The following is a 23,496-nucleotide window of genomic DNA, read 5'->3' as shown; positions in this document are numbered from 1 at the left end:
ACACGTCCCTGTTTACGGCTGCGACTGCGGCGCCGCCGCGGCCGGATCAAACGGCTGATAAGGTTGCAGAACGGTGTCGCGCTGCTCGCCCAGCACCCAGGCGAACCCCGAGAACATCATCACCAGGCAGACGAAGGTGAACAGCACCACCATCCACGCCGGCACGATGCGCACCAGGTTGCGGCGCTGGTCGTTCAGGCCTTCCCACTGCGGCGACAGCTCCCGCGGCACGTCGCCGCGCAGTTGGCGGATCTGCCGGTAGAGGGCGTCGCGGATGCCTTCGAGCTCCAGCATGCCGCGGGCCTGCACCCGGTACTTGCCTTCGAAGCCGAGGGACAGGCACAGGTACATCAGCTCCAGCATCGGCAGGTGCTTGACCGGGTTCTTTGACAGCCGGTCGAGCAGCTGGAAGAACTTCTCGCCGCCGAAGGTCTCGTTGTGGAAGCTGCTGAGCAGGCTCATCTGCGACCACTCGCTTTCGTTGCCCCACGGCGTGGTCACGACGGCTTCGTCGACCACGGTGCAGAGCACGTAACGGGCGGCCATCACCTGGCTGCTCTCGGCGCCGTTGTGCAGGGCGCGCACCTCGAACAGCTTGAGCCCGGCGGTCAGGCGCTCGTTGAGCGCGTACAGGTCCTCGCGGGTTTCGCTGTGCTTGAGCCGCACCACTTCCGACAGCAGTTCGGAGGACGCCGCCACCAGCGAATTGAGGCTGATGTTGAAGGCTTCCGCCGGGCGCAGGCGCGCGGCGTAGATCATCCGTTCTTCCAGTTGCTCGAAGCGCGGCGGCGCAGCGAAGTCGGTCAGCGGACCCGACGCCGGGCCATGGCCCTGACGGTCGAGCAGGACGGTCTTGTCGTCCTGGTTGTGTTCCATGTCCTTGATCATGTCGGTCAGTTCCTGATGGCCCAGAATTTCAGTTCAAGCTCGGCGAATTCGCCGGACACGTGGAACGCGAAGCCGCCGGAGCGCTCGAGCTGCGCCAGGTCTTCGGAACTGAGTTCGAGGATGAAATAGGTTTTGTTCGAGTGGAACGCGATCTGCCGCGGGGCCACCGGCAACGGTTTGACCTTGATCCCCGGCAGGTGCAGGTTGACCAGTTGGCGGATGCGCTCCACCGGGCCGACCTTGAGGTGCGCCGGCAAGCGGTGGCGCAGTTCTTCGGAGTCGCAGTTGGCGCTGGCCGCCAGCACGAACGAGGCCGAGCCGAGCAGTTTGTGGTCGTGCAAAGGCGACACGATGATCCCGTACTGGCGCGCCTGCAGGATCAGCTCGATGGCGTGCTGTTCCAGCACCATCGACAACACCTGGCGGATCGATTCCATCAGCTTGCGGAAGCTCGCGCCCTGGTCGGCGTGGGAGTAGCGGCTGTCCAGGCGCGGACGCTTGTTTTCGCTGGAGAAGGTCGCCAGGTCGCCAAGCATGGTCAGCAGCGTGCGGTACAGCTCTTCCGGGTGCACTTGCTCCAGGCCCAGGTAGTGGCGCAGCAGCAGTTCGGTGCGGTTGATCAGTTGCAGCATCATGAAGTCGCCGACTTCCGCGCCGCCGACCTTGCCGTTGGAGCGGATCCGCTCGGCGATGGTGTCGCCCCGGTGGTTGAGCATGCTGATGACTTCTTTCAGGCACGACAGCAGGTAGCTGGAGGCGTGGGCCTGGATGTAGGTCGGCACGAAATCCGGGTCGAGGCTGATCACGCCGTCCGGCGTGGTGTCGAGCACGTCGCAGACTTTCAGTTTCACGTAGGCCTGGTCGCTCTGCTGCTCGCCGAGCAGCAGCTTGAAGTCCGGGCGGCCGCACTTGACCTGGCTCGACGAGTCGTCGCCGGCGTTGGAGTCGGCCACTTCGGTCTCGTAGGCGGTGTAGCGCGCCAGCACGTCGGACTGCTCCGGACGGCGGGCCTCGATGTGGTTGCCGGTGACCAGCGGCAGCGCCAGGTAGATCGGCGTGTTGCCGGTGTTCGGCGGCACGTCCAGGGCCAGCGGCTCGGTGTTGCCGCCGAGCTCGAACAGGCTGCCGTCCGGCAGGATCCCCGAGGCTTCGCTGATCACAAGCTTGCCCATGTTGAGGAACTGCAGGTCGATCTCAAGGTTCAGGAACCCCCAGGTGTAGCCGCCCAGCAACTGGGTGCGGGTCTTCATCTGGTGGTCGTAGTAGCGGTCGTTGTGCTGGAAGTGCTGCGGACGCAGCAGCATGCCTTCCTGCCAGATGACTTTATGGGTATTCATGGTCAGTCACCCGCCTTGGCCAGCACGGCATGGGTATTGCGGATGCCGGCCTGATCGAGGGTCAGGTCGACGTCGTTGATTTCCACCGGGGTGATCTGCACCGTGTGGCGCCATTGGGCGTCCGACAGGTCGCGGTAGGCGGCGAGGATGCCGACGTAGCGGCTGCCCTCCTCCACGCTGAGCTTGAGCTCGACGGTTTCGCCCGGGCGCAGCTCCAGTTCTTCGCTGGCCACCAGGTCCGGGTTGAGGGATTCCTTGGCGCGTTCGTAGAGGCTGAAGAAGTCGGCGTTCTCGAAGGTCACCGGGTGCTTGAGCTCGAACAGGCGCACCACGATCGGCGAAGGCCGGCCGTTGAGGTCCAGGTTCAGCTGATCGCTGCCGGTCAGCTTGAGGTTGACCTTGGTCATCGTCGAATACGGCGTCAGCGACGAGCAGCCGGCCAGCAGCACCAGCGCGGCGAAGGCCGTCAGTGTCTTGAGAAAAGCGGTCGAGCGGCGAGGCATGCGCATCATCCTTGAAGATCGGTGTGTAGGGTGGAGATCAGGCGGATCTGTTCTTCGTAGGCCTGGGCGAAGTCGCGGGCCAGCAGGCGCTCGCTCCAGTCGTCGTCCTGGCGCAGCGCCTGGTGGTAGCGGCCGAAGGCTCTCCAGCGTCCGCCGGAGGTGGCGATCAACGGCTTGTTGTCGCGCTCGAAACGCAGGGTCAGCTGCTCCGGCGAGAAGTGCTCCAGGGTGCCGCGCACCGCCGCACGGCTGGCGGTCAGCAGAGCCACCTGATGCGCCTGCAAGTCGCGGAACGCACGGGACACCGCCTGCGTCGCCGGCAGGTGCCCCGGCTTTTGCGGCTGCAGCAGCATGCCCAGCGCTTCGCCGGCATCCACCGCGAATTTCAGCGGGTTCTTGTTGGTGCCCTGGGCGGTGGTCTGGGCCAGGCGCAGTTCGTTCTTCAGCTCCGAACGGGTGCGCAGGCTCTGCTGGAGGCCGCCGATGCTCTGCTTGAGCAGGCGCGCCGCGTTCAGCGCCAGCGCTTCGCGCTCGTCGTGGCTGAGGCCTTTGAGGTCCACGCCCAGCGCCGTGCCGAAGTGCTCCCAGAACCCTTCGCTCTGGCGCTCGACGGCTTTCGGCGCCGGGGCCGGCTCAGGCTTGGCCGGCTCGCTGATCAGCTCCGGCACCATCAGGCTTTCCATGTCGATGCGGGCGTAGTCGGCGCGCTGACGGGAGTCCTCAGGCTTGGTGTTGGGCGCCAGCAGCTCGTCGATCTCCGAGTACACGCGCTCCTGCTGTTCCAGCGCGTTGAGCGGGTCGAGGTCGAGGAAGGCGTCGTCCGGGATGATGCTGCCGGCGGCACGGGGGCGCCCGGCTTCGCCGTCGAAGGTCGCCGGGTCGCGCACCAGCCGCGCGCGGATCTCGAAATCGCCCAGCACGTAGGTGCTGCCGTGTTCGATGCGCACCGGCTCGCCCTTGTGCAGGCGTGCGCCGCTCTCACCGTCCTGCACGCCGTTGCTGCTGGTGTCGGTGAGGAAAAACGTGCCCTCGCGGTAGCTGACGATCGCGTGGTGGTTGGACAGGTGCCGCTTGCGGTCCGGGATGATCCAGTCGCAGTCCTCGCCCCGTCCGATCACGCCGCCGGCCTGTTTGAAGGTCTTCTGGCACAGTTCGGTGGGCACGAACTGCTTGGTGTTCAGCATTTCGAAAACCAGTTCCATGTTTGATGCTCCTTGCGGTCACTTGCCGCGATTGGCCGCCTGCGGATCACCCAACGGGCGATAGTCCTTGTCGTTGTATTTGTAGTTGCCGCTGCAGCCGCCGAGGCCGCATAGAACGACGAGGGTCAGCAGGACGGCTTGCCAGTGACGTACAGGCATCAGAGGGTCTCCAGGTGTAGACAAAGCACAAAGCGCCGACCCTTGCGGGCGGCGCTGAAAGAGGTGTTCGGGGTACTGGCGAAGGCTCTGCATCGGGGCCTTCGCGCCATCCTCGGCGAGGATGCAAGCCATTGCGGGTCAGCCATCGAAGTCCCCCAAATTGATGTTCAGGCGGCCGAGCCGGTACAGCAGCGTGCGCCGGGGCAGGCCCAGTTCGCGGGCGGCCAGGGTCTGGTTGCCGTCGTTCTTGCGCAGGCAGTCGAGCAGCAGCGTGCGCTCGACCCGCTCCAGCCGTTCGCGCAGGTTCAGGCCGCTGTTGTCTTCCGGCGGCGGTTCCAGGCGCAGGGAAAAATGCTCGGCCAGCAGTTCACCGCCCTCGCACAGCAGCACCGCCCGCTCGACCAGCCCTTTGAGCTCGCGCACGTTGCCGGGGAAGCTGTAGCCGGACAGGTGCTCCAGCGCCGCCTCGGACCAGCGCACGGGGTCGCGCTGCAGGAACGCGCAGGCCTTGTCGGCGAAGTGCCGGGCCAGGTCGAGGATGTCGCCTTCGCGGTGACGCAGCGCCGGCAGCTCGATCGGGAACTGCGCGAGGCGGTAGTACAGGTCTTCGCGGAACTTGCCCTCGCTGACCAGCACCGACAGGTCGCGGTGGGTCGCGGCGATGATGCGCACGTCGATCTTGTGGGTGTCGTTGGAGCCCAGCGGCCGGATCTCGCTTTCCTGCAGCACGCGCAGCAGCTTGGCCTGCAGCGACAGCGGCATGTCGCCGATCTCGTCCAGCAACAGGGTGCCGCCGTTGGCCGCGTCGAACAGCCCGGCGCGGTCGCGGTCGGCGCCGGTGAACGCGCCCTTGCGGTAGCCGAACAGCTCGCTTTCCAGCAGGTTTTCCGGGAACGCCGCGCAGTTCTGCACGATGAACGCCTGGGAGCGGCGCGGGCCGCAGTCGTGGATCGCCCGTGCCACCACTTCCTTGCCGGTGCCGGTCTCGCCGCGCAGCAGCACGGTGTAGGGGCTGTGCAGCACCTTGCCGATCAGCGAGTAGGTCTGGCGCATCGCCGCGCTCTTGCCGATCAGGCCGTAGCCGCTGATGCTCGGCACGCTGCGCAGGGCCGGTTCGGCGGCGCACGCCGGTTGCCGCAGGCGTTGCAGCAGGTGCAGTTGGCCGAGCACGAACGAGCCGAGCTGGCCGAGGGAGTCGGCGAAGCCTTGCAGGTCGGCATGGCGACGGCTGGCGCACAGCAGCAGCCCTTCGACCGCCTTCTGCGGGTTGACCAGCGGCACGCACAGCAGCGACTGCCATGGCGCGGAGGTCGCCGGCAGGAAGCTGGTCTCGTGCAGGCTGCCGCTCAGTTCGCTCAGGCACACCACGCGGTTCTGGCACAGGGCGAACTGCAGCAGCTGTTCGCCGTTGTAGTCCGCCGGCAGGCTCGCCGCCTCGCGCGGCTGCAGCACGCCGTCGAGGCATTCGGCGTTCATCCCCAGGCACGTGTGCGTGGCGTCGAGCAGGTACAGCTGCGTCAGTTCGCAGCCGCTCAGTTCCGCCAGGCCGCGCACGAACTCACCCAGCAGCGCAGCGCCGTCCGCCGCCCGCGACAGGCTGGCGAACTGCGCCAGCAAGGCTTCGGCATAGACCAGCGGCTGCGGCACTTGAGTGAACATCACACCCACCTCAGGCGAACTCGCAGGTCACGCCGGCATCGCCGTCGAGGGTGGCGTGCACACGCTGCAGGCTTTCGCCGGTGGCCATGGCGTCGAGCAGGCGGTCGGCCACCAGCGGCAGCACGTGCTGGTCGAGCAGATGGTCGATCAGGCGCGCGCCGCTTTCGCTCTGGGTGCAGCGCTCGGACAGGTGATCGACGAGGTTCTGGCACCAGGTGAAGTCCAGCTGCCGGCGGTTCAGGCGCTCGCCCAGACGGCCCAGCTTGATCTCGATCAGCTCGCGCAGCACCGGGCCGCCCACCGGGTAGTACGGCACCACTTTCATGCGCGCCAGCAGCGCCGGCTTGAAGTGCTTGCTCAGCACTGGGCGGATGGTCTCTTCCAGCACTTCGGCGGTCGGCCGCTGGCCGTTCTCGCACAGGTCGCTGATGCGGTCGCTGCCCAGGTTCGAGGTCATCAGGATCAGCGTGTTGCGAAAGTCGATCTCACGCCCTTCGCCGTCGTTGGCCACGCCCTTGTCGAAGATCTGGTAGAACAGGTTGAGCACGTCCGGATCCGCCTTCTCGACTTCGTCGAGCAGCACCACCGAGTACGGCTTCTGGCGCACGGCTTCGGTGAGCATGCCGCCCTCGCCGTAGCCGACGTAGCCCGGCGGCGCGCCGATCAGGCGGGAAACGGTGTGCTTCTCCTGGAACTCGGACATGTTGATGGTGGTGATGAAACGGTCGCCGCCGTACAGCAGGTCGGCCAGCGCCAGCGCGGTTTCGGTCTTGCCGACGCCGCTCGGGCCCACCAGCAGGAACACCCCCACCGGCGCGTCCGGCTTGTTCAGGCCGGCGGCGGTGGCGCGCATCGAACGGTCGAGGGCGTGCACGGCCTGTTCCTGGCCGCGGATGCGGGTGCGCAGGTCGGTGGCGAAGCTCGCGACCTTGGCGTTGTGTTCGCGGGCCAGCTGCGCCAGCGGCACGCCGGTCCAGGCGCTGATCACTTCGGCCACCAGGCGCGGGCAGACTTCGAAGCTGACCAGACGTTCCTTGGCCTGGGCGGCGGTCAGGGCACTGTGGGTCTCATGCAGCTCGGCCTCCAGCGCCTCGACGCTTTGGGCCTCATCAGTCTCGGCCACGAGGGTTTCGATCACGGTGCCTTCGGCGTCTTCCTCGATGCTCACCAGCGGCTCGACCGCCGCCGCTTCGCGGGCCTTGGCCAGTTGCTGGCGCAGTTCCAGCAGGCGCTCGGCCAGTTGCTTCTGTTCGGTCCACAGGGTTTCCAGCGCGGCCATTTCATCTTCGGCCTCGTCCAGACGCGCTTCCAGCGCCTCCAGGGCTTCGTGGTCGACCGGCAGGCCGGCCTCGGCGTCGCGGCGCAGGGCCTGGCGCTGACGGCCGCCCTCGGCCAGCTCGCCGCGCAGGCGCTCCAGGCTTTCCGGGGCGGCGGCCAGGCTGATGCGCACGCGGGCGCAGGCGGTGTCGAGCACATCGACGGCCTTGTCCGGCAGTTGGCGGCCGGCCAGGTAACGGGCGGACAGTTCCGCCGCCGACACCACGGCGTCATCGCGCAGGTAGATGCCGTGGCTCTTCTCGTAGACCTGAGCCAGGCCACGCAGGATGGTCACGGCTTCGTTGACGGTCGGCTCGTGCAGTTGCACCGGCTGGAAGCGGCGGGCCAGCGCCGGATCTTTCTCGAAGTATTTCTTGTACTCGGCCCAGGTGGTGGCGGCGATGGTGCGCAGTTCGCCGCGGGCCAGCGCCGGCTTGAGCAGGTTGGCCGCATCGGAACCGCCCGCGTTGCCGCCGGCGCCGATCAGGGTGTGGGCTTCGTCGATGAACAGGATGATCGGCTTCGGCGAGGCTTTGACCTCGTCGATCACGCCCTTGAGGCGGCGCTCGAACTCACCCTTCACGCTGGCGCCGGCCTGCAGCAGGCCCATGTCCAGGGCCAGCAGCTCGACGCCCTTGAGCACCTGCGGCACTTCGCCGGCGGCGATGCGCGAGGCCAGGCCTTCGACGATGGCGGTCTTGCCGACGCCGGCCTCGCCCACCACGATCGGGTTGTTCTTGCGGCGCCGGGCGAGGATGTCGACCATCTGGCGGATCGCACCGTCGCGGCACAGCACCGGGTCGAGCTTGCCGTCGCGGGCCTGCTGGGTCAGGTTGTGGGTGAAGCGCTGCAGCAGCGATTCGCCCTGGGCAGCGGGTTTGCCGCCGGCCGCCGGTTGCTCCTGCTGCGACAGGGCGAATTCCTTCAGGCGGTCGATGTTGAGCTTGGCGAGCAGCGGCTGGTAGCGGCTGCCGGCGTAGCGCATCGGGTTGCGCAGCAGCGCGAGGATCAGCGCGGCCTGCTCGACCTGGGTCTGGCCCAGCTCGAGGTTGGCCACCAGCAACGCGTCCTGCAGCCACTGCACCAGCTCCGGGGCGAACACCGGGTTGCGCGAAGCGCTGTGCTCCACACGGGTCTGCAACGCGGCGCTCAGCTCGCCGGCGTCCACGTCGGCGTCTTGCAGGGCGCGGCCGAGCAGGCCGTTCGGGCGCTCCAGCAGGCCCAGCAGCAGGTCTTCGACCAGGATCTTGCTGCCGCCGCGGGCGACGCAACGCTCGGCCGAACGCTCCAGGTCACGGCGGGTTTCGGCGTCCAGCGCCTGGATGAGTTGTTGCAGGTCTACGTTGATCATGGCTCACGTCCTTAATGAATTTTGCTGCCCAGGGTCACCACGCCGTCCGCTTTCTCGCAGCCCAGCCAACTGGTCCAACCCAGGCGACAGTCGTTCTTCTCGCCGATGCGCAGTTCGCGGATCTCTTCCGGACGCAGCACCAGGCGGATGTCGTAATCGAGCGGGTCACGCAGGGTGAACCGCACCAGCGCGCACAGCGGCTGGTAACCGAAGCCGATGGGCAGGAATTCGTGGAACCGCTCCCAGTCGAGTTCGGTGATGTGGATGCGGAACTTGCCGCTGCGGTCGCGCACGTGCTCGCCCAGCACCAGGTCTTCGCCGAGCACGCTGTTGTTGCGGCCCAGACGGTTGCGCTGCTCATCGAGAATCTCCACGCGACGCTCGATGCATTGCTCGATCACCAGGTCCTCGTGCTTGAAGTAGTACCGCAGCACCGCTTCGATCAGCGCCGCCGAGTGGGCCCGCAGGCTCAGGAGGCCGAGGTACGGCAGCAGGCGCTTCCAGTTCAGTTCCTTGGCCTTGCGGATCTCGTCGCCGCCCAGGCCGATCAGGGCGAACAGCTGCGACGAGAACGGGTCGATGGCGCCGCTCTGGAAACTGGCGCGGTAGCGGTACTTGCGCCAGATCGGCAGCAGCAGCCGCTGCAGGCGATGGTGGAACAGGTCGAGGAAGTTGCGCGTCGGGTTGCCTTCTTCGCTGTCGCCCAGGGCCTGTTCGCCGTAGAACGCCGGCAGCGGCGAACCGGAGCCGACCAGGCCGATCAGGTTGAAGCGCATGCGCGCGCGCATTTGCCCGTGCTCTTCGAAGAACTCCACGCGGTCGACGTCGCAGCCGGGGAACCCGAGGCTCGGGTTGGCCTGGAATTCCAGCTGGTCGTACAGGTCGTCTTCGCTCAGGTACGGGTGCGCATCGCGCAGCCGGTCGATCACCAGCAGCACGGCCTGGAACAGCGAGTACTCGCGTATTGCCCGGGTCAGCCCGCTTAGAGCAGGGGCTGCAGACCCATACGTGGTGTCCATTGGTACACCTCTCCCTGTGTGCTTTTGACCCGCAGCTCGTGATACGAGTTGAGACTGGCGTAGAGCGCGAAAAACTCGTTGAGGACCGAGGCGAAGACGAACAGGTCGCCTTCACCGATGTAGCCTTCCGGGTCGATGGTCAGTTCGGTGCGCAGACCGCGCACCGGCAAGCCACGGTGCAGGCGGTCCACGTGATGGTGCTTGATGTGCTTGAGGCCGCCGAGCAGGCGTTTGCTGACCTTTTCCGCGTGCTGGTCGTAGTAGCGCGGCAGGTCGTAGGTCTCCAGGATCACCTTCAGCGCGTTGACGTCGGCCAGCGACAGGTAGTTGAGCGACATGTTGCTGATCAGCTTCCACAGGAAGTCACGGTTCAGCGGCGGCGCGAAGCTCGACGTCGCCGGGGTGATGTTGCGGAAACTCAGGAACTCCGGCGTCTCTTCGCAGGCCATGCAGATGTCGCCGAGCTTGAGCTTGCGCGGCAGGTTCTGGTTGGTGCACGTCAGCTCGATCGACAGGGTCTCGTGGGCCTCGGTGTGGCGGATGCCGAAGCTCAGGTAGGTGTCGAGGCCGTCGTGCAGCAAGGACGAGCGCTGGCGGATGCTGTAGTGCGGACGGCTGTTGGGCACGTCGAAGCTCGGATCGTGCTCGAACGATTCGAACGGCACGTACTCCTGGTAGCCGAGGCCGCCGGGCTTCCAGCCGGTGACGGTCTCCACCGAGAACACGCCGCAGTTCTCCAGGTCGAACTCCGCCGGCAGCAGCAGGTATTCGTCCTGCTTGCCGTCGAGGCGGATCGGCAGCGCATCGTGCTTGAACAGGTTGACGATCGGCGTGCAGAACAGCTTCACGTTGTCCAGGGTCGGACGCATGCGCATGATCCCGCTCTTGCGGATGTCGAAGCGCAGCTCCAGGCCGCGCATCTGCTTGAGCGTGTCTTCCGGCAGCGCCTTGAGGATGTCGAGGCCGTTGACGTCGACGAACAGGAACTTGTCCTGGAAGGCGAAGTATTCCTGCAGGTAGCGGTAGCCGCGGAAGGTGTTGAGCGGGTACGGGATCAGCGCCTCTTCTTCGGCGAACCCCACCGGCTTGACGCGGTCGCCCGGGATCTTGAACGCCATCGGCTTGCCGCTGACCCCGTCGATGGGCTTGCCGGCGCCGTCCAGCGGGATCAGCTCGATGCCTTCGAGGTTGCGCAAAAGGCTCAGGTAAAGCATCTGGCTGATGTAGCGCTCGCCGGCGAAGTGCAGGCGCAGCTTGCTCAGTTCCAGCTCGCCGAGGTGGCCGTCGGCGCTCATCTCCAGGCGCAGGCTGAGCAGCGAGCCGTCGCCCTTCACCGAGTAGTTCAGCGCGGCCAGGTCCAGCGGCAGCACTTCGGTCGGGTAGCAGGTGCGGAAACGACAGCGCACGTCTTCGATCGGCACGCTTTCGATCGGCGTGTCCCGCTCGACCTTCAGCGCCGGTCCCGAACGCTTGAGCGGGTCGAACTGCAGAATGCTGAACGCCGGCAACGGCCGCATGTAGTTCGGCCACAGCAGTTGCATCAGCGAATGGCTGAGCTCCGGCAACTCGTCATCGAGCTTCTGGCGCAGGCGCCCGGTCAGGAACGCGAACCCTTCCAGCAACCGCTCCACATCCGGATCCCGCCCGGCCTGCCCCAGGAACGGCGCCAGCGCCGGACTACGCTCGGCGAAACGGCGGCCCAGTTGGCGCAGTGCGGTGAGTTCGCTTTGGTAGTAGTGGTTAAAGGACACGGGTTACCTGCCTGGTAGTGGAACTCATCAAAAAAATATCCTGTAGAGCGCGACCGTCAGACCGGCACAGAAGTAACCGGCGATCAGGAGGTACGGCACGAGCAGAATCCAGCCGTAGGCCATGAAAGCACTGTCGAACGGCCCGGCGACCAGACTGCACACGCCATAAAGCATCCAGGGCACCGCGTAGAAAGGGATGAACTTCAGCGGTGCCAGCCAGACCATTCGTACCGCCTGTTGCTCACTTCGGCTCTTCGCGGTCCGCGATACCCAGAGCGCAAACAGCAACAGCCCGGGCATACCGAACCACAACAGATACACCCAGTGGGTCTCGGACGAATCGAAGGTCGAATATTCGCCAATCCATAGGCCATAGGATGAAAACGCCAGCATGGCCAAGAATGGCGTCCACAAGGCACCCATGAAAAAACTCAGCTGCGCGCGGCTGAGGATGGGCATCTGGTTCGATACACCGATCACGGGCAAGCCCTCATTTGCGAAACCACGTCCTGCGAAGCAATCGCAGGCAATGCCTGCCGCGTCAAAGCGCGCTTTTCCAGGCGCAGCTCAATGACCTGCGTGGCCAGAATCGCCAGCAATGTCACCCCGCCCTGGGCCACGGTGTAGTACAGCGCTCGTAGTGGGTTGTCAGGCACCATCATGAACAGAATCCAGGCAACCATTAGTGTGAACAGGCCGAGCTTGACCCACAGTTTCGGGATAATCGCGACCAGCGCGTTCACCCCGAAAAAGATGTAGATGAACATGTAGTGAGCAATACCGATCGCCACCCCACGAGAGGTAAATCCGCCGTTAAACGCCTTGTAGGCCACAACGACTGCGTTGTTCAAAAAAACGTAGGCCACGCATCCCACCGCGTGAATCACCAGACACAGAGCAAGGCGCACGTAGATATTCATCGCTGCGCAATTCCCTGTTTTTGCGGCGTGATCACGACGCCCGTGTACAGATAGAGCTCGACGCCATCGTAGCCGCCAACAGCTGCGGCGCTGAGCGGATAGCTGTCTCGGGCGCCGTATCGAATCCAACCTTCGATCCACATCCCACCACTCTCGTGGCGAATCTCAACGTAGTAGTCCGGTGCCTCGTTCCTGGTAATTTCAACGAATACCCCACCATCCTCGGCACCGATCCACAGAGCATTGGGATGGGCGAACAGCTTGGGCTCGGTGGAGTGTTCCATTCGCAACAACAACGCAAGGCCGACCAGAATCGCCAGCAAACCGACCGAGCTGAGAAAAGCTACAAGGCATTGCCAGGCACTGAGCTTCTTGGAGCCGATCCGAAAAAAGCGCTTCATGGGCAGAAAGCCCCGTTATCGACCGTCCATGAGCGAACACCTCTTTCCTCAGTTTTTTCTATTCTCGCCAAGGCTTTGCGTAACGTTTGCGCGTCGATGGTTTTAGTCGCGGCCAGACTTTTAAGCATCAGGCTGTATTGGTCACTGATCTGACCCAATACGTCTTCGCCAAAGGATTGATAGTTGGCGACGGAGCTGCGCTCATTCGGAGCCAACGTGAAGCTGCGTGGTTGATCGTCGTAGTTGGAGTCGTTTGCCAGCGTCAGCTCCAGCGGTACTCCACAAGTGTTCTGCAGGTACACGTCATTGCGGTAAACCTGTTGGACAGTACAGGCAGCCAATGAAAGGCCCGCCCAGCTCGACATGTAGGTCATTCCTGGCAGTTTCATGGGCAGATCGAAGCCTCACGGATCGTCCACTCGCGCTGGGTTCCTTCAGTGACTTTCTCGACAACGGCCAGGCGCTGTTTCAACTGAGTAGCGTCAATGGATTTACTGCCCGCAGCGTCGTTGATGGTCAGCTGATAGTTGCTCGGGATCTGTTCGATCACGTCTTCACCGTAAGAGACAAAGCTCGCCACGAGCGCACGAGCGCCTGCTGCAACGGTCAGGTTGCGATCCAGTGAGTGCATGTTCGAGCTGTTGGAAACCTTCATCTCGAGTGGCTGGCCACAACGGTTCTCCATGTACACATGGTTGTTGTAGACCTGCTGCGCTGCGCAGCCGTACAGGGAGACAAACAGCAGGATGAACCCGGCGAACCTAGTCATCGAATTCAACCCTGGCCAGCCAGAGCAGGCTTTTCACGTCTTGTTCAGAAGCGGCCATGCGCTTCTGCAGGCTGGCGGCCGACTGGGTGTAGCTGCTGAAGTAATGCATGACATCCACCTCCCCCGTGCTCGGTGTCGGATGGTTTGCCTTGGGGTTTTGCATCAACGTTGACGTTTCTTTGTGCGTCCACGAGTAATTCGGGATCAGTCCGCCACCGTATTCGTTGAGAATCAGATGCCCGAACTCATGGGCCGAGGTCTCTTTGAATTCTTCCTGTGCATAGTTGGCAGCATCCGCAGCCGCAAGGCCTTGACGCTTGACGAGTTGGTCAAAGGCATAGCCGGCGTTGTGGTAAACCTTCCGGGCGATTGCCAGGCTGGTCGAACGACCGAAGTCCGCTGACAACGAGTCAATCAAGGGGAAGTTCCCGGCCTTGGGCTCGACGTTGACCTCGGCCTTGACCGTGACTTTGTAGACCCCTTTGCTGGTGGTGATCCCTTCGGCAATACCACCACCGCGCGAACCATTGCGTGACCAATACAATTCGATGCCTTCCTTCGCCCAATCCAGCAAAGTGCTGAACGGTGTAGGCACCAGGCCAGGCGTGGAACCGGTGCTGCCACCATCCGAGAAACTCGGGCGCAGCGTCACTTCCACGGTCTTGGCGTTGCGGTCAATGCGCACATCGACCCACTTCACCTCTCCAGCCGAGCAATCAAGCTTCACTTCGGTCACTTGCTGCTTGCCCGCCCCGGTCGCGGTGAGGCGCACTTTCAGGTTTGGGCTTTTCAGGATTTTGGTGTCGAGGATGCCGGCAGTGTCGTACCCATCCCATTGCCACGGGTGCTTGCCAGGGGGCAAGAACGGGGCGGTATTGGCTTCGGTGTAGACCGGTTTTTCGCCGTCCAGCACTTCCAGCTTCACACTGTCTGCCGTGTCCATCCGGTTCTCGACGACGAAGTCGACCAGTTCGCGGTTTTTCGATGTTCCGGACTTCAGTTCATCGAAGTCCGGTATTTCCAACGGGGTCAAAACCGAGTTGCCACCCGACTTCAGACCCAGTCGGTATTCCAGAGCAGCGGCGACCGCAAGGGCGGCAAGCCCCGAAAACGGCGCCGGCGAATGCGAATTCCCGATGATCACCGTCCCGGAACCCGCCGTGACCTTGTTGCCGTGCGCCCCCACCGAACCCACGGTCGCGGCCGGTTTGCCGTTGATCAGCACCGTGGTGGCGAGGTCGCCGACCATAGCGCCGCCGCAGGCCGAGGCATCGCCCTGGCGGGCGGCCGGGAGGCCGTCGAAGAAGACGTCGCCGGAGCCGGCGGCGATCGGGTTGGTGCCGTGGCCAGGGATCGGGCAAGCGGTGGGGTCGGAGACGCGGGCTGCAGGTTTGCCGGACATCGGGGATTTCCTTAGGTGACCTTCACTTGGCCGCTGCCGTCCAGGCGCGCGGAGAAACTGACCTGACGCTTGAAACCGTCCACCTCCAGCAGGCCTTCGATGCTGAAGGACAGGCGGAGCTGGTCGTGGTCACGCGGCAGGGAAATGACACGCACGTTGCTCAGGCGCGGCTCGTAGGCTTCGATGAAGCTTTCGATGGCCAGGCGGGCCTGGCTCAGGGAGTCGTGCAGGCTCAGGCGCATGTCATTGAGATCGGGCAACCCGTAGTCGGACAGCGTTTGCACGCTGCCGGCCCGGGTGCTGAGCATTTTGGCCAGATGGGCAGCCACCGACGCCATGGCCGAAGCCTCGCGGCTCCAGCCGGCGCGCAGGTCCGCGTCGCCGTTCAGGCGTTCGAAAAGGCTGCCGTATCCGTCCATGAGTCGCTCTTACTCTTTGTCCAGCTTGCCGACCAGCGACAGGGTGAAGTCAGCACCCATGTACTTGAAGTGCGGACGCACGTTCAGGCTGACGCGGTACCAGCCCGGCTCGCCTTCGACGTCGCTGACGATCACCTGCGCAGCGCGCAGAGGACGGCGGCCACGGACTTCGGCGCTCGGGTTTTCCTGGTCGGCCACGTACTGGCGGATCCACTTGTTCAGTTCCAGCTCGAGGTCGGTGCGCTCTTTCCACGAACCGAGTTGCTCGCGCTGCAGCACCTTCAGGTAGTGGGCCAGGCGGTTGACGATCATCATGTACGGCAGTTGGGTGCCGAGCTTGTAGTTCAGCTCTGCAGCCTTGCCTTCTGCGCTGATGCCGAAGAACTTCGGCTTCTGCACCGAGCTTGCGGAGAAGAACGCCGCGTTGTCGGAGCCTTTGCGCATGGTCAGGGAGATGAAGCCTTCCTCGGCCAGTTCGTACTCGCGACGGTCGGAAACCAGAACTTCCGTAGGAATCTTGGTTTCGATTTCGCCCATGCTTTCGAAGTGGTGCAGAGGCAGGTCTTCAACCGCGCCGCCGCTCTGCGGGCCGATGATGTTCGGGCACCAGCGGAACTTGGCGAAGCTGTCGGTCAGCTTGGTGCCGAACGCGTAGGCGGTGTTGCCCCACAGGTAGTGCTCGTGGCTGTTGGCGACGTTTTCCTTGTACACGAACGACTTGACCGGGTTCTCTTCCGGGTCGTACGGGTTGCGCAGCAGGAAGCGCGGCACGGTCAGGCCGACGTAGCGGGCGTCTTCGGAGGTACGGAAGCTCTGCCACTTGGTGAATTGCGGGCCTTCGAAGTGGTCTTTCAGGTCCTTCAGGTCCGGCAGGCCGGTGAAGCTTTCCAGGCCGAAGAATTTCGGGCCGGCGGCGGCGATGAACGGCGCGTGGGACATGCAGGCGACGCTGGACACGTACTGCATCAGCTTCACGTCCGGCGAGCTTGGGGACAGGTAGTAGTTGGCGATGATCGCGCCCACCGGCTGTCCACCGAACTGGCCGTATTCAGCGGTGTAGATGTGCTTGTACAGGCCCGACTGCATCACTTCCGGCGAGTCTTCGAAGTCGTCCAGCAGGTCGTCCTTGGAGACGTTGAGGATTTCGATCTTGATGTTTTCGCGGAAGTTGGTGCGGTCCACCAGCAGTTGCAGGCCGCGCCACGACGATTCCAGGGCCTGGAAGTCCGGGTGGTGCAGGATTTCGTCCATCTGACGGCTGAGCTTGGCATCGATCTCGGCGATCATGCGGTCGACCATGGCCTTCTTGACAGGCTCGCCGTTGTTCTGCGGCTTGAGCAGCTCTTCGATGAACGCCGACACACCGCGCTTGGCGATGTCGTAGGCTTCGTCGTCCGGCGTCAGGCGGGTCTCGGCGATGATGCTGTCGAGGATGCTGTATTCGCCGTTCTCGGCGGCGTTCTGTTGTGCTGCGCTAGTGCTCATTGTGTTGGCTTCCTTGGCTGCTGGAGTCTCAGGCGTCCGGGGCTGCGGCGTTCAGGCCCAGCTCACCGAGTACGCGACCGCGGGATTCGTCGTCGGCGAGCACGCCTTCGATGGCTTTACGGAACGCAGGGGCGTTGCCCAGCGGGCCTTTGAGGGCCACCAGCGCATCGCGCAGTTCCATCAGCTTTTTCAGTTCAGGCACTTGCTCGACCAGGCTGGCCGGGTTGAAGTCCTTCATGGAGTTGACGCGCAGCTGCACGGCCAGCTCGTCGGCTTCGCCGTCTTCCTGCAGACGGTTCGGCACGCTCAGGGTCAGGCTCAGCTCCTGCTTGGCCAGCACCTCGTCGAAGGTCATCTTGTCGATGCTGATCGGCTTGCGATCCTCGATCTTGCGCTCGTCCTTGCGGTGGGTGTAGTCACCGATCGCCAGCAGTTTCAGCGGCAGTTCAATCTCTTCCTGAGCACCGCCGGTGGCGGGTTTGAAGGTGACGTTGATGCGTTCCTTGGGGGCTACCGAGCCTTCTTTGGCCATGGCTTTTCTCCTTGCGGTTGTGGCCCTGGGGCCTATTCGAGTACCACTTCGAGGTCGAGGTGGCACAGCCTGCGATAAATCTCATCCTTGCGTTCACGTACGGCATGGTTCTGCGGCATCAGCTCGCAGCAACTGTGCAGCAGGTGCAGCACTTCCAGCGCAAGATCGGGCTCCCAGGCGTGCAGGCCTGAGTCCTGGAGTGTCTGATCGAGGGTTTCGAGCTGGTTCTTGGCCAGTTCGTACTTCTTGGCCATGAAGCACAGGCGCGCCAGGGCGAACTGCCAGAAGAAGCGCACCCGCCCGCCATGGGCGGCCTGCAGGCCTTGCTTGAGGATCTGCACGGCGGCCTTCAGGCCTTCCTTGCGCAGGATCGGCATCACCTCTTCGAGGGCCTTTTCCCAGGCCGGCTGGGTCTCGACCTCGGCCTCGACCTTGCGCGGCGCGCTGGCGCTCTGCAGGTGCGGCATGACATTGGCGGCGATCCAGGCGCGGGTGGCCGGATCGGCGAACGGCACGCCGTCGTGGAAACGCAGCTCGACGATGCCGGGCAGGCGCTGAACCAAAAGCGCGAAGTGGATCTCCACTTCGCGCATGGCCATTTCGGCGTTGAGGTTCTGCAGGCATTCCCAGACCATCCGCTGGCCGTCGAACCAGAACGGCGCCTTCGCCAGGCTCGCCTCCAGCTCCACCAGCAGGTCGGCGTACTTGCCCTGGTCGAAACGGTCCTGATAGGCCTTGAGCTTGTCCGTCGGCAGGTTGCGCAGCACGGTGATCTGCTCGGCGTTGCGCTCGGGCACCGCGTCGATCGGCAGCCACAGCAGCGTGCGGTTCAGGCGCAGGGCGCGCAGGTCGGTGGCCTTCTGCTTGAGCCACCAGGCGCACAGCGGGCGGGCGCTCTCCTGCTGGGCGCGCAAGGCCTTGTAGGCCTCTTTCTCGTTGTCGATCGGCGCGCCGGGTGTGAACAGTTGGGTGGCCGCCTGCTTGACCTGGGCCACCGCCGCGCCGACCACGCCGGGTTCCGGCTGGTTGTCGGCGGCGCGCTGGATCATGGTCTTGAGGCGGCGGCTGACCGGCAGCAGCAGCGGCGCGTCGTCGCCCAGGTGCTGGCTGCACGCGGCGTCAAGGCCGTCCAGATGCTCGGACAGGCGCCGGAACATCGGCAGCTGTTCCTTGATCGCGACATTTTCGGTGATGACCTGCTCCAGCCGCGGCACCAGCCAGCCGATGGCGGCGGCCCGGGTGCGGGGCTTGAGCGGGTGGATGTCGGCCCAGTTGTTTTCCGACAGATGGTGCAGCAGACCCAGGCCAGCGAGCAGCCCGGGGAAGGACTCGCGCTGGTACAGCGACCATGTCAGCCAGGCGCCGACCCGCAGGTCCTTGGACTGGGTGCGCAGGAGGGTTTCGCTGTTTTCGCGGATTTTGAGCCAATCGACCTGGCCGCTTTCGTGCATCGACGAAGCCTTGGCCAGCTCGCTTTCCAGCGCCTCGAATTCGCTCGAGAAGCGAACGTCTTCGCCCGCAAAATTCTCTTTGGAAACAGAGACTTTAGCGAGTTCGAGGTAATGGGCGGAAAGTTTGCTCGAGTAGGACATCCATGGCCTTTAGTTTGGATTACGGTCGTGCGCCCATTGGAATGGCAGCGGCGCGGGACAGTATCGAAGAGCGGCGAAGCGACTCATCCAATTGAGTTTCTGCTCTTTCAAGTGCGCGCATCGTAATCACTATGATGGCCACTAGCAAGCATCTGATTAAACAACAAGACGAAGTGTTCATTGGGTTCTGTAAGAGATTGCCCTATATGCCGCAGGGGTTTCCCTGATGCCTGTTTATATTCCACGTTTACCTCCCTCCCGGCCGAAACCTCCGACCTAGAGCGGCCCGTGAAACCGCCGCCGGACAGCTGCACGCTCGTCCCATAAGTAAGGGCGGCAAGCATGACAAATCCGGAAAAAAAATGAAGTAGGAAGGTTCTGAAAATGGGACGGTATCTATGAACAAATGGTGAGAACCTGCCGGGAACAATAAAAGTGCCATCATCGTGATGGCATCCTATATATCCACTAGTTCCAAAGGCCTTCCCCAAACGGGGGCCCATGCCTCGAATCAATATCCAGCCATCACTCTTCCTACAGCCCGTTCCTCAAACCGGGCCCGCACTTTGAAACGCGGATCGGTCTGACTCAAGCCCCGGACACTTCTTACATAAACATGTTTCACGCCTTGTTAGCGTGTCGGGCAATGTTCGCGTGCGCTGACCAGGGAGGGTTTCGACATCACGCCCAATTTCCCTCTCTGCTTAAGGATAAGCGTATGTCTGGAGCTGTCAGTTCTGCGCGCTTTACGCTGCATATTCCCGCCGTTCGCAACGACTTCAAGGTGTTGGCTTTCGAAGGTGCCGAGGCCGTCAGCACGCTGTATGCCATCAAGGTAGAACTGGTCTGCGAGGTTCATGATTTCGACGTGGAAGGTTTGCTTGGTCAGCCGGCGTTCCTGCGCTTCGGACTGAATGGCGAAGGTATTCACGGGTGCATCGAGGATGTACAGGCCGGCGAGTCGGGAAAGCGCCTGTCGCACTATGGCCTGACACTGGTTCCAGTCCTCCACTATTTGCAGTTCAGTCGCGATCAACAGATTTTCCAGAACCAGACTGTCCCACAAATCATCACACAAGTGCTCAAGCGGCACGGCATCCTTGCCGATGCGTTCAGGTTCCATGTCCAGACCTTGCCACCACGCGCGAACTGCACCCAGTACGGTGAAAGCGATTTCGGGTTCATCCAGCGCCTGTGCGCCGAAGACGGCCTCACATGGCATCACCAGCACTCGTTGGAGAGGCACTTGCTGGTGTTCACCGATGACACGGTGTTCCTGCCGACATTGCACACAACAACCTACCGGCACGACAGCGCGATGGTGGCGGAGCACCCGGTGGTTCACCGGTTCTCCTGGCACGCCCGAACACGTACCAGCCGCGTCACCCGTCGAGACTACGACCCGAAGCGCCCGCACCTGTTGCTTGAAAGCCGCTTTGTCGCCGATTTCACACCCAGACTTGAGGACTATCGCTACCCGCTGGCGATGGAGAACGAGAAGCGCGGCAAACAACTTGCCCGTCAGGCCCTGGAGCGCCATCGCGCCGATTATGAAACAGCCGAGGGTCAGAGCAACCAGCCAACCCTGCGCTGTGGCCACCTGTTCGAACTGACCGAACATCCCCGAAAGCGATGCAACGGGCTGTGGCAATTACTCGAAGTCACGCACACCGGACGACAACCTCAAGTTCTGGAGGAACACGCCACACACCAAGTCCCTTGCGCAGACGGTTTTACCCAGGGATACCGCAACAGCTTCCGCGCCATTCCTGCCGAAGTGGTTTTCCGCCCGCCTCTGCCCGTGCGCCGGCCTCCATTAGTGAGCCAGACCGCTCGGGTAACCGGTCCAAAAGGTGACGAGATCTACTGCGATGAGTTCGGTCGCGTGAAGATCGAGTTCCACTGGGACCGGGCCGGGCTGAACAGCGAGCGCAGCAGTTGCTGGGTACGGGTGTCGTCGAGCTGGGCCGGAAACGGCTTTGGCGCAATGACCCTTCCCCGCGTCGGAATGGAAGTAGTGGTGACCTTTCTGGAGGGCGACCCCGATCAACCACTGATTACCGGTTGCGTGATCAACAAACTCACACCCGCGCCTTACAGGCTGCCCGAGCACAAGACCCGCACCGTGCTGCGCAGTCGCAGTTCACCCGATACCGGCGGCTACAACGAACTGACGCTTGAAGACCGTGCCGGCCAGGAACTGGTTTACCTGCGCGCCCAACGCGACATGGAGCGGCAGGTTCTCCATGACAGCCGGCTGGCGGTCGGGCGCGATCGATGGGAAAGCATCCAGGGCAGCAGCCAGACGACCGCGGGCAAAATCATCACTGTCGAGGCAGGCCAACAGGTACAGGTCAAGGCCGGCGCCAGCGTGGTGCTGGATGCAGGCGCCAGCATCACGCTGAAGGCGGGTGGTCACCATATCGTGATCGACAGGGACGGGATCTTCAGCAGCACCGAGATGGTGGCGGGAGGAAAGCCATCCGCCAGCAAAGCCGCTGATCATCCAGAAGCCGCAATGCCAAGAGCCTTGGCCGCAGGACCGGCAACTGCTTCCACTCAAGCCGCGGAGGAAGGCGAGCTTGAAGAAGAGGAGGAAGAGGTCGAACTGGAAGACGAGTTACCTGCTGGCATCACCTTGCGGATCGGCGTGTTTTTCGATGGGACGGGGAACAATCTGTTCAACAGCGAACAGGTGAAGGGGTGCTACGCGCGGGATGTGAATCTTGAGGAGGAAGCCGAGGACATTCGCCAGTTCTGCCAGTCGCATGGGTATGACGGGCAAGGCAATGTGCCGGATAGCAGTTATGGGAATGACACTAGCAATGTGGCGAAGTTGTATAGGTTGTATCGCGATGACCAAGGACGGCGACTGGCAGAAGAAGAAACCATCTGGCACATACCGATTTACTTTGATGGCATAGGTACGAGTGCCAATGAGGACGACTCGGTGTTTTCGCAAATGACCGGCACAGGTGCACAAGGTGTATTGGCGAGAGTCAAGCAAAGCCCAGCGAGCATCATTGCCGGGATTCGCGTTTTTGAGCTGGCAAACCCGACCTTGAAAGTGGAATCCGTTCAGTTCGACATCTTCGGCTTCAGCCGCGGTGCCGCAGCTGCGAGACACTTCGCCAATGAAGTAATGAAAGGCGAGCAAAGCCCGCTGGCGCAATTACTTCCCTCGGACTCGTCACTGTTCCTTGAGAGCTTCTCCTGGCGGGCCAAAATCGATGTCAGCATCAACTTCATCGGCATCTTCGACACCGCTGCCGCCATAGGCAGCATGGCTGACGGCGATTTCAGCGTCCATGACGCCAACAACCCCGGCGTCAATCTGTATCTGGCGCCGGACATTGCAAAGAAAGTTGTGCACCTGGTTGCCCGGGACGAACGCCGCCACAACTTTTCGCTCAACAGCGGTGGAAGCGCCGACATTGTGTTGCCCGGCGTCCACTCCGACTTGGGCGGCGGGTACTTACCGAATCTTGTTGAACGGGTACTGCTTAGCAAGCCTCGCTGCAGTCGCGACGTGGACTTCAATACCCCTCCGTCGTCGACCAACGCTTATCGATTGGCCGAGCAAGAACTCAGCAAGCTTCAGGACCAACTGCATCTCTATGGGCTGACGCTTCAAGTCAAAACCTGGGCGGTGGAAACGGCCAGCAACGTCAAGGGCGATCGGCGCAAATCAAAAAGTGTCTATGCGGCGGTCTACAGCGAACGAATCGTGCGCAATGACCTGTCCTTGATTTACCTGCGAATCATGCGGGAGCTGGCGACCCGGCACGGGGTCGAGTTCGAAACGATTAACGAAGAAGCTCAGAGTTACGCGTTACCTGAGGAGCTCATGGATATCGCCCGAAAATTGATGATGTTTGCGCTCGGTGAATCCCGCAGTCTCGATTTGAGCCTGAACGAGAATGCGCTACTCGCTCAACGCTACATTCATCTGTCATCCAACTGGAATGCTGCGAAGGGACTCAACGAAACCGGGCTGAGCATCCTGTTTATCAATCGCCCCGCCGATCAGTCTGTTCGTGTGGTGCACCCCAATGCGTGAGAACTCGTACATGCTCAAGATTGGCTTTGCATTGATATTCATTGTGTTGCTGGGCGGCTGCACATCCGGTGGTACAAAATCACTGCCTTATGACGGCTGGATGCTCAGGTTTTTCACACCCGACTACATGGAGGCCTGGATCGAAACTGCAGACGTCGTGGACGTCAACAAACGCGTGTTTCTGGACGCAGCCGGAGGAGTTCCAGCCTTTGCCTATCCTCGACCGTACAGCAAAGGCGTGCCCACCACTTTCCGTGGGCAGGCACCAGGATGGCCGGAACATCCGGTAGGCAAAGGTCGACGTGTCACGGGGGCCGCGCTGCCCTATCTGGTCTTCGTCCGCTGGTATTCCATGGCCGAACCACAGACTTACAAAGCCTTCATAAAAATTCCGGACTCAGTGCGCCAGATCATGCTCAAGAGCGAGAGGGTTTTCTGTCGGGCGGACGGCAAGTGGATCACGGATTACCGAAATATGATGGTCATCGGCCTCGCGCCAGGCGGCATCGCCAAGGTCTGGCTGGGCGGCCAGTGTCTTTTGTCGACCGAAGTCATGCGGGTCCAGGGCAAGATCGATCCCAAAGGTCCCTACGGTGGCAAGACCAACGGAAGACACAGGCAGCTCTATGAAGAATCCAAGGCCTACATCGAAAAATACGGCATCCCCTACGACTCCTGGTGACCTAGATTGCCGAGCACCGTCTACCGCCAGCGACCACAATACAACCCG

The 23,496-nt window shown here is 62.8% G+C and carries 20 protein-coding genes and 1 pseudogene; 2 read left to right on the top strand and 19 right to left on the bottom strand.

What is annotated here, in order from left to right; all coding sequences use genetic code 11:
- Positions 1-12: 12 nt before the first annotated feature.
- The 19 genes and pseudogenes from icmH to tssA form a co-directional block, all read right to left on the bottom strand.
- The gene (gene icmH, locus KVG96_RS25150) at positions 13-888 is read right to left on the bottom strand and encodes a type IVB secretion system protein IcmH/DotU (RefSeq protein WP_085579022.1); all 876 of its coding nucleotides are present in this window, start codon (positions 886-888) and stop codon (positions 13-15) included.
- Positions 889-893: 5 nt separating this feature from the next.
- Entirely contained in the window at positions 894-2,225 is a 1,332-nt protein-coding gene (gene tssK / locus KVG96_RS25145; RefSeq protein WP_217894450.1) for a type VI secretion system baseplate subunit TssK, read from the bottom strand.
- Positions 2,226-2,227: 2 nt separating this feature from the next.
- Entirely contained in the window at positions 2,228-2,728 is a 501-nt protein-coding gene (gene tssJ, locus KVG96_RS25140; protein WP_085630241.1) for a type VI secretion system lipoprotein TssJ, read from the bottom strand.
- A gap of 5 nt (positions 2,729-2,733) precedes the next feature.
- Entirely contained in the window at positions 2,734-3,930 is a 1,197-nt protein-coding gene (gene tagH, locus KVG96_RS25135) for a type VI secretion system-associated FHA domain protein TagH (RefSeq protein WP_217894449.1), read from the bottom strand.
- A gap of 18 nt (positions 3,931-3,948) precedes the next feature.
- A complete protein-coding gene (locus tag KVG96_RS25130) occupies positions 3,949-4,089 on the bottom strand; it encodes a type VI secretion protein (protein ID WP_085579031.1) in 141 nt (46 codons plus the stop codon).
- 138 nt (positions 4,090-4,227) lie between these two features.
- Positions 4,228-5,748, bottom strand: a complete 1,521-nt coding sequence (locus KVG96_RS25125; RefSeq protein WP_217894448.1) for a sigma-54 interaction domain-containing protein — start codon at positions 5,746-5,748, stop codon at positions 4,228-4,230.
- 10 nt (positions 5,749-5,758) lie between these two features.
- On the bottom strand, positions 5,759-8,416 hold the full coding sequence (gene tssH, locus KVG96_RS25120; RefSeq protein WP_217894447.1) for a type VI secretion system ATPase TssH: 2,658 nt from the start codon (positions 8,414-8,416) through the stop codon (positions 5,759-5,761).
- Positions 8,417-8,427: 11 nt separating this feature from the next.
- A complete protein-coding gene (gene tssG, locus KVG96_RS25115) occupies positions 8,428-9,435 on the bottom strand; it encodes a type VI secretion system baseplate subunit TssG (RefSeq protein WP_085693776.1) in 1,008 nt (335 codons plus the stop codon).
- Positions 9,399-11,186, bottom strand: coding sequence for a type VI secretion system baseplate subunit TssF (tssF, locus tag KVG96_RS25110; RefSeq protein ID WP_217894446.1), 1,788 nt, complete (start codon positions 11,184-11,186; stop codon positions 9,399-9,401). Before tssF ends, tssG begins: the two co-directional genes overlap by 37 nt.
- A gap of 27 nt (positions 11,187-11,213) precedes the next feature.
- Complete coding sequence (locus KVG96_RS25105; protein ID WP_217894795.1) at positions 11,214-11,645, bottom strand: hypothetical protein; 432 nt, start codon at positions 11,643-11,645, stop codon at positions 11,214-11,216.
- 17 nt (positions 11,646-11,662) lie between these two features.
- Positions 11,663-12,106, bottom strand: coding sequence for a hypothetical protein (locus tag KVG96_RS25100; RefSeq protein ID WP_217894445.1), 444 nt, complete (start codon positions 12,104-12,106; stop codon positions 11,663-11,665).
- On the bottom strand, positions 12,103-12,507 hold the full coding sequence (locus tag KVG96_RS25095) for a hypothetical protein (RefSeq protein WP_217894444.1): 405 nt from the start codon (positions 12,505-12,507) through the stop codon (positions 12,103-12,105). Before KVG96_RS25095 ends, KVG96_RS25100 begins: the two co-directional genes overlap by 4 nt.
- Complete coding sequence (locus KVG96_RS25090) at positions 12,504-12,896, bottom strand: hypothetical protein (RefSeq protein WP_225927567.1); 393 nt, start codon at positions 12,894-12,896, stop codon at positions 12,504-12,506. Before KVG96_RS25090 ends, KVG96_RS25095 begins: the two co-directional genes overlap by 4 nt.
- Positions 12,893-13,276, bottom strand: coding sequence for a hypothetical protein (locus KVG96_RS25085; protein WP_217894443.1), 384 nt, complete (start codon positions 13,274-13,276; stop codon positions 12,893-12,895). The genes KVG96_RS25090 and KVG96_RS25085 overlap by 4 nt, the downstream gene beginning before the upstream one ends.
- Positions 13,277-14,384: 1,108 nt before the next feature.
- A pseudogene (locus tag KVG96_RS27710) lies at positions 14,385-14,678 on the bottom strand (PAAR domain-containing protein); the annotation flags it as partial.
- A gap of 11 nt (positions 14,679-14,689) precedes the next feature.
- Positions 14,690-15,097, bottom strand: coding sequence for a type VI secretion system baseplate subunit TssE (tssE, locus tag KVG96_RS25075; protein WP_217894441.1), 408 nt, complete (start codon positions 15,095-15,097; stop codon positions 14,690-14,692).
- A 9-nt stretch (positions 15,098-15,106) separates the two neighbouring features.
- Positions 15,107-16,582 (bottom strand): type VI secretion system contractile sheath large subunit, encoded by a 1,476-nt coding sequence (tssC, locus tag KVG96_RS25070; RefSeq protein WP_085579058.1) that lies wholly within the window; start codon positions 16,580-16,582, stop codon positions 15,107-15,109.
- 28 nt (positions 16,583-16,610) lie between these two features.
- On the bottom strand, positions 16,611-17,114 hold the full coding sequence (gene tssB / locus KVG96_RS25065; RefSeq protein ID WP_008007671.1) for a type VI secretion system contractile sheath small subunit: 504 nt from the start codon (positions 17,112-17,114) through the stop codon (positions 16,611-16,613).
- Positions 17,115-17,146: 32 nt separating this feature from the next.
- Positions 17,147-18,706 (bottom strand): type VI secretion system protein TssA, encoded by a 1,560-nt coding sequence (tssA, locus tag KVG96_RS25060; RefSeq protein WP_217894440.1) that lies wholly within the window; start codon positions 18,704-18,706, stop codon positions 17,147-17,149.
- A 718-nt stretch (positions 18,707-19,424) separates the two neighbouring features.
- Between tssA and tssI the strand changes: the two genes are divergently transcribed.
- Complete coding sequence (gene tssI / locus KVG96_RS25055) at positions 19,425-22,766, top strand: type VI secretion system tip protein TssI/VgrG (protein WP_217894439.1); 3,342 nt, start codon at positions 19,425-19,427, stop codon at positions 22,764-22,766.
- A gap of 10 nt (positions 22,767-22,776) precedes the next feature.
- The gene (locus KVG96_RS25050) at positions 22,777-23,448 is read left to right on the top strand and encodes a DUF2931 family protein (protein WP_225927566.1); all 672 of its coding nucleotides are present in this window, start codon (positions 22,777-22,779) and stop codon (positions 23,446-23,448) included.
- The last annotated feature ends 48 nt before the right edge of the window (positions 23,449-23,496 follow it).

Source organism: Pseudomonas ekonensis, from assembly GCF_019145435.1.
GTDB classification, from domain to species: domain Bacteria; phylum Pseudomonadota; class Gammaproteobacteria; order Pseudomonadales; family Pseudomonadaceae; genus Aquipseudomonas; species Aquipseudomonas ekonensis.
The sequence above is the reverse complement of the archived record's forward strand: the minus strand, read 5'-3'. Positions and strand labels throughout refer to the sequence as shown.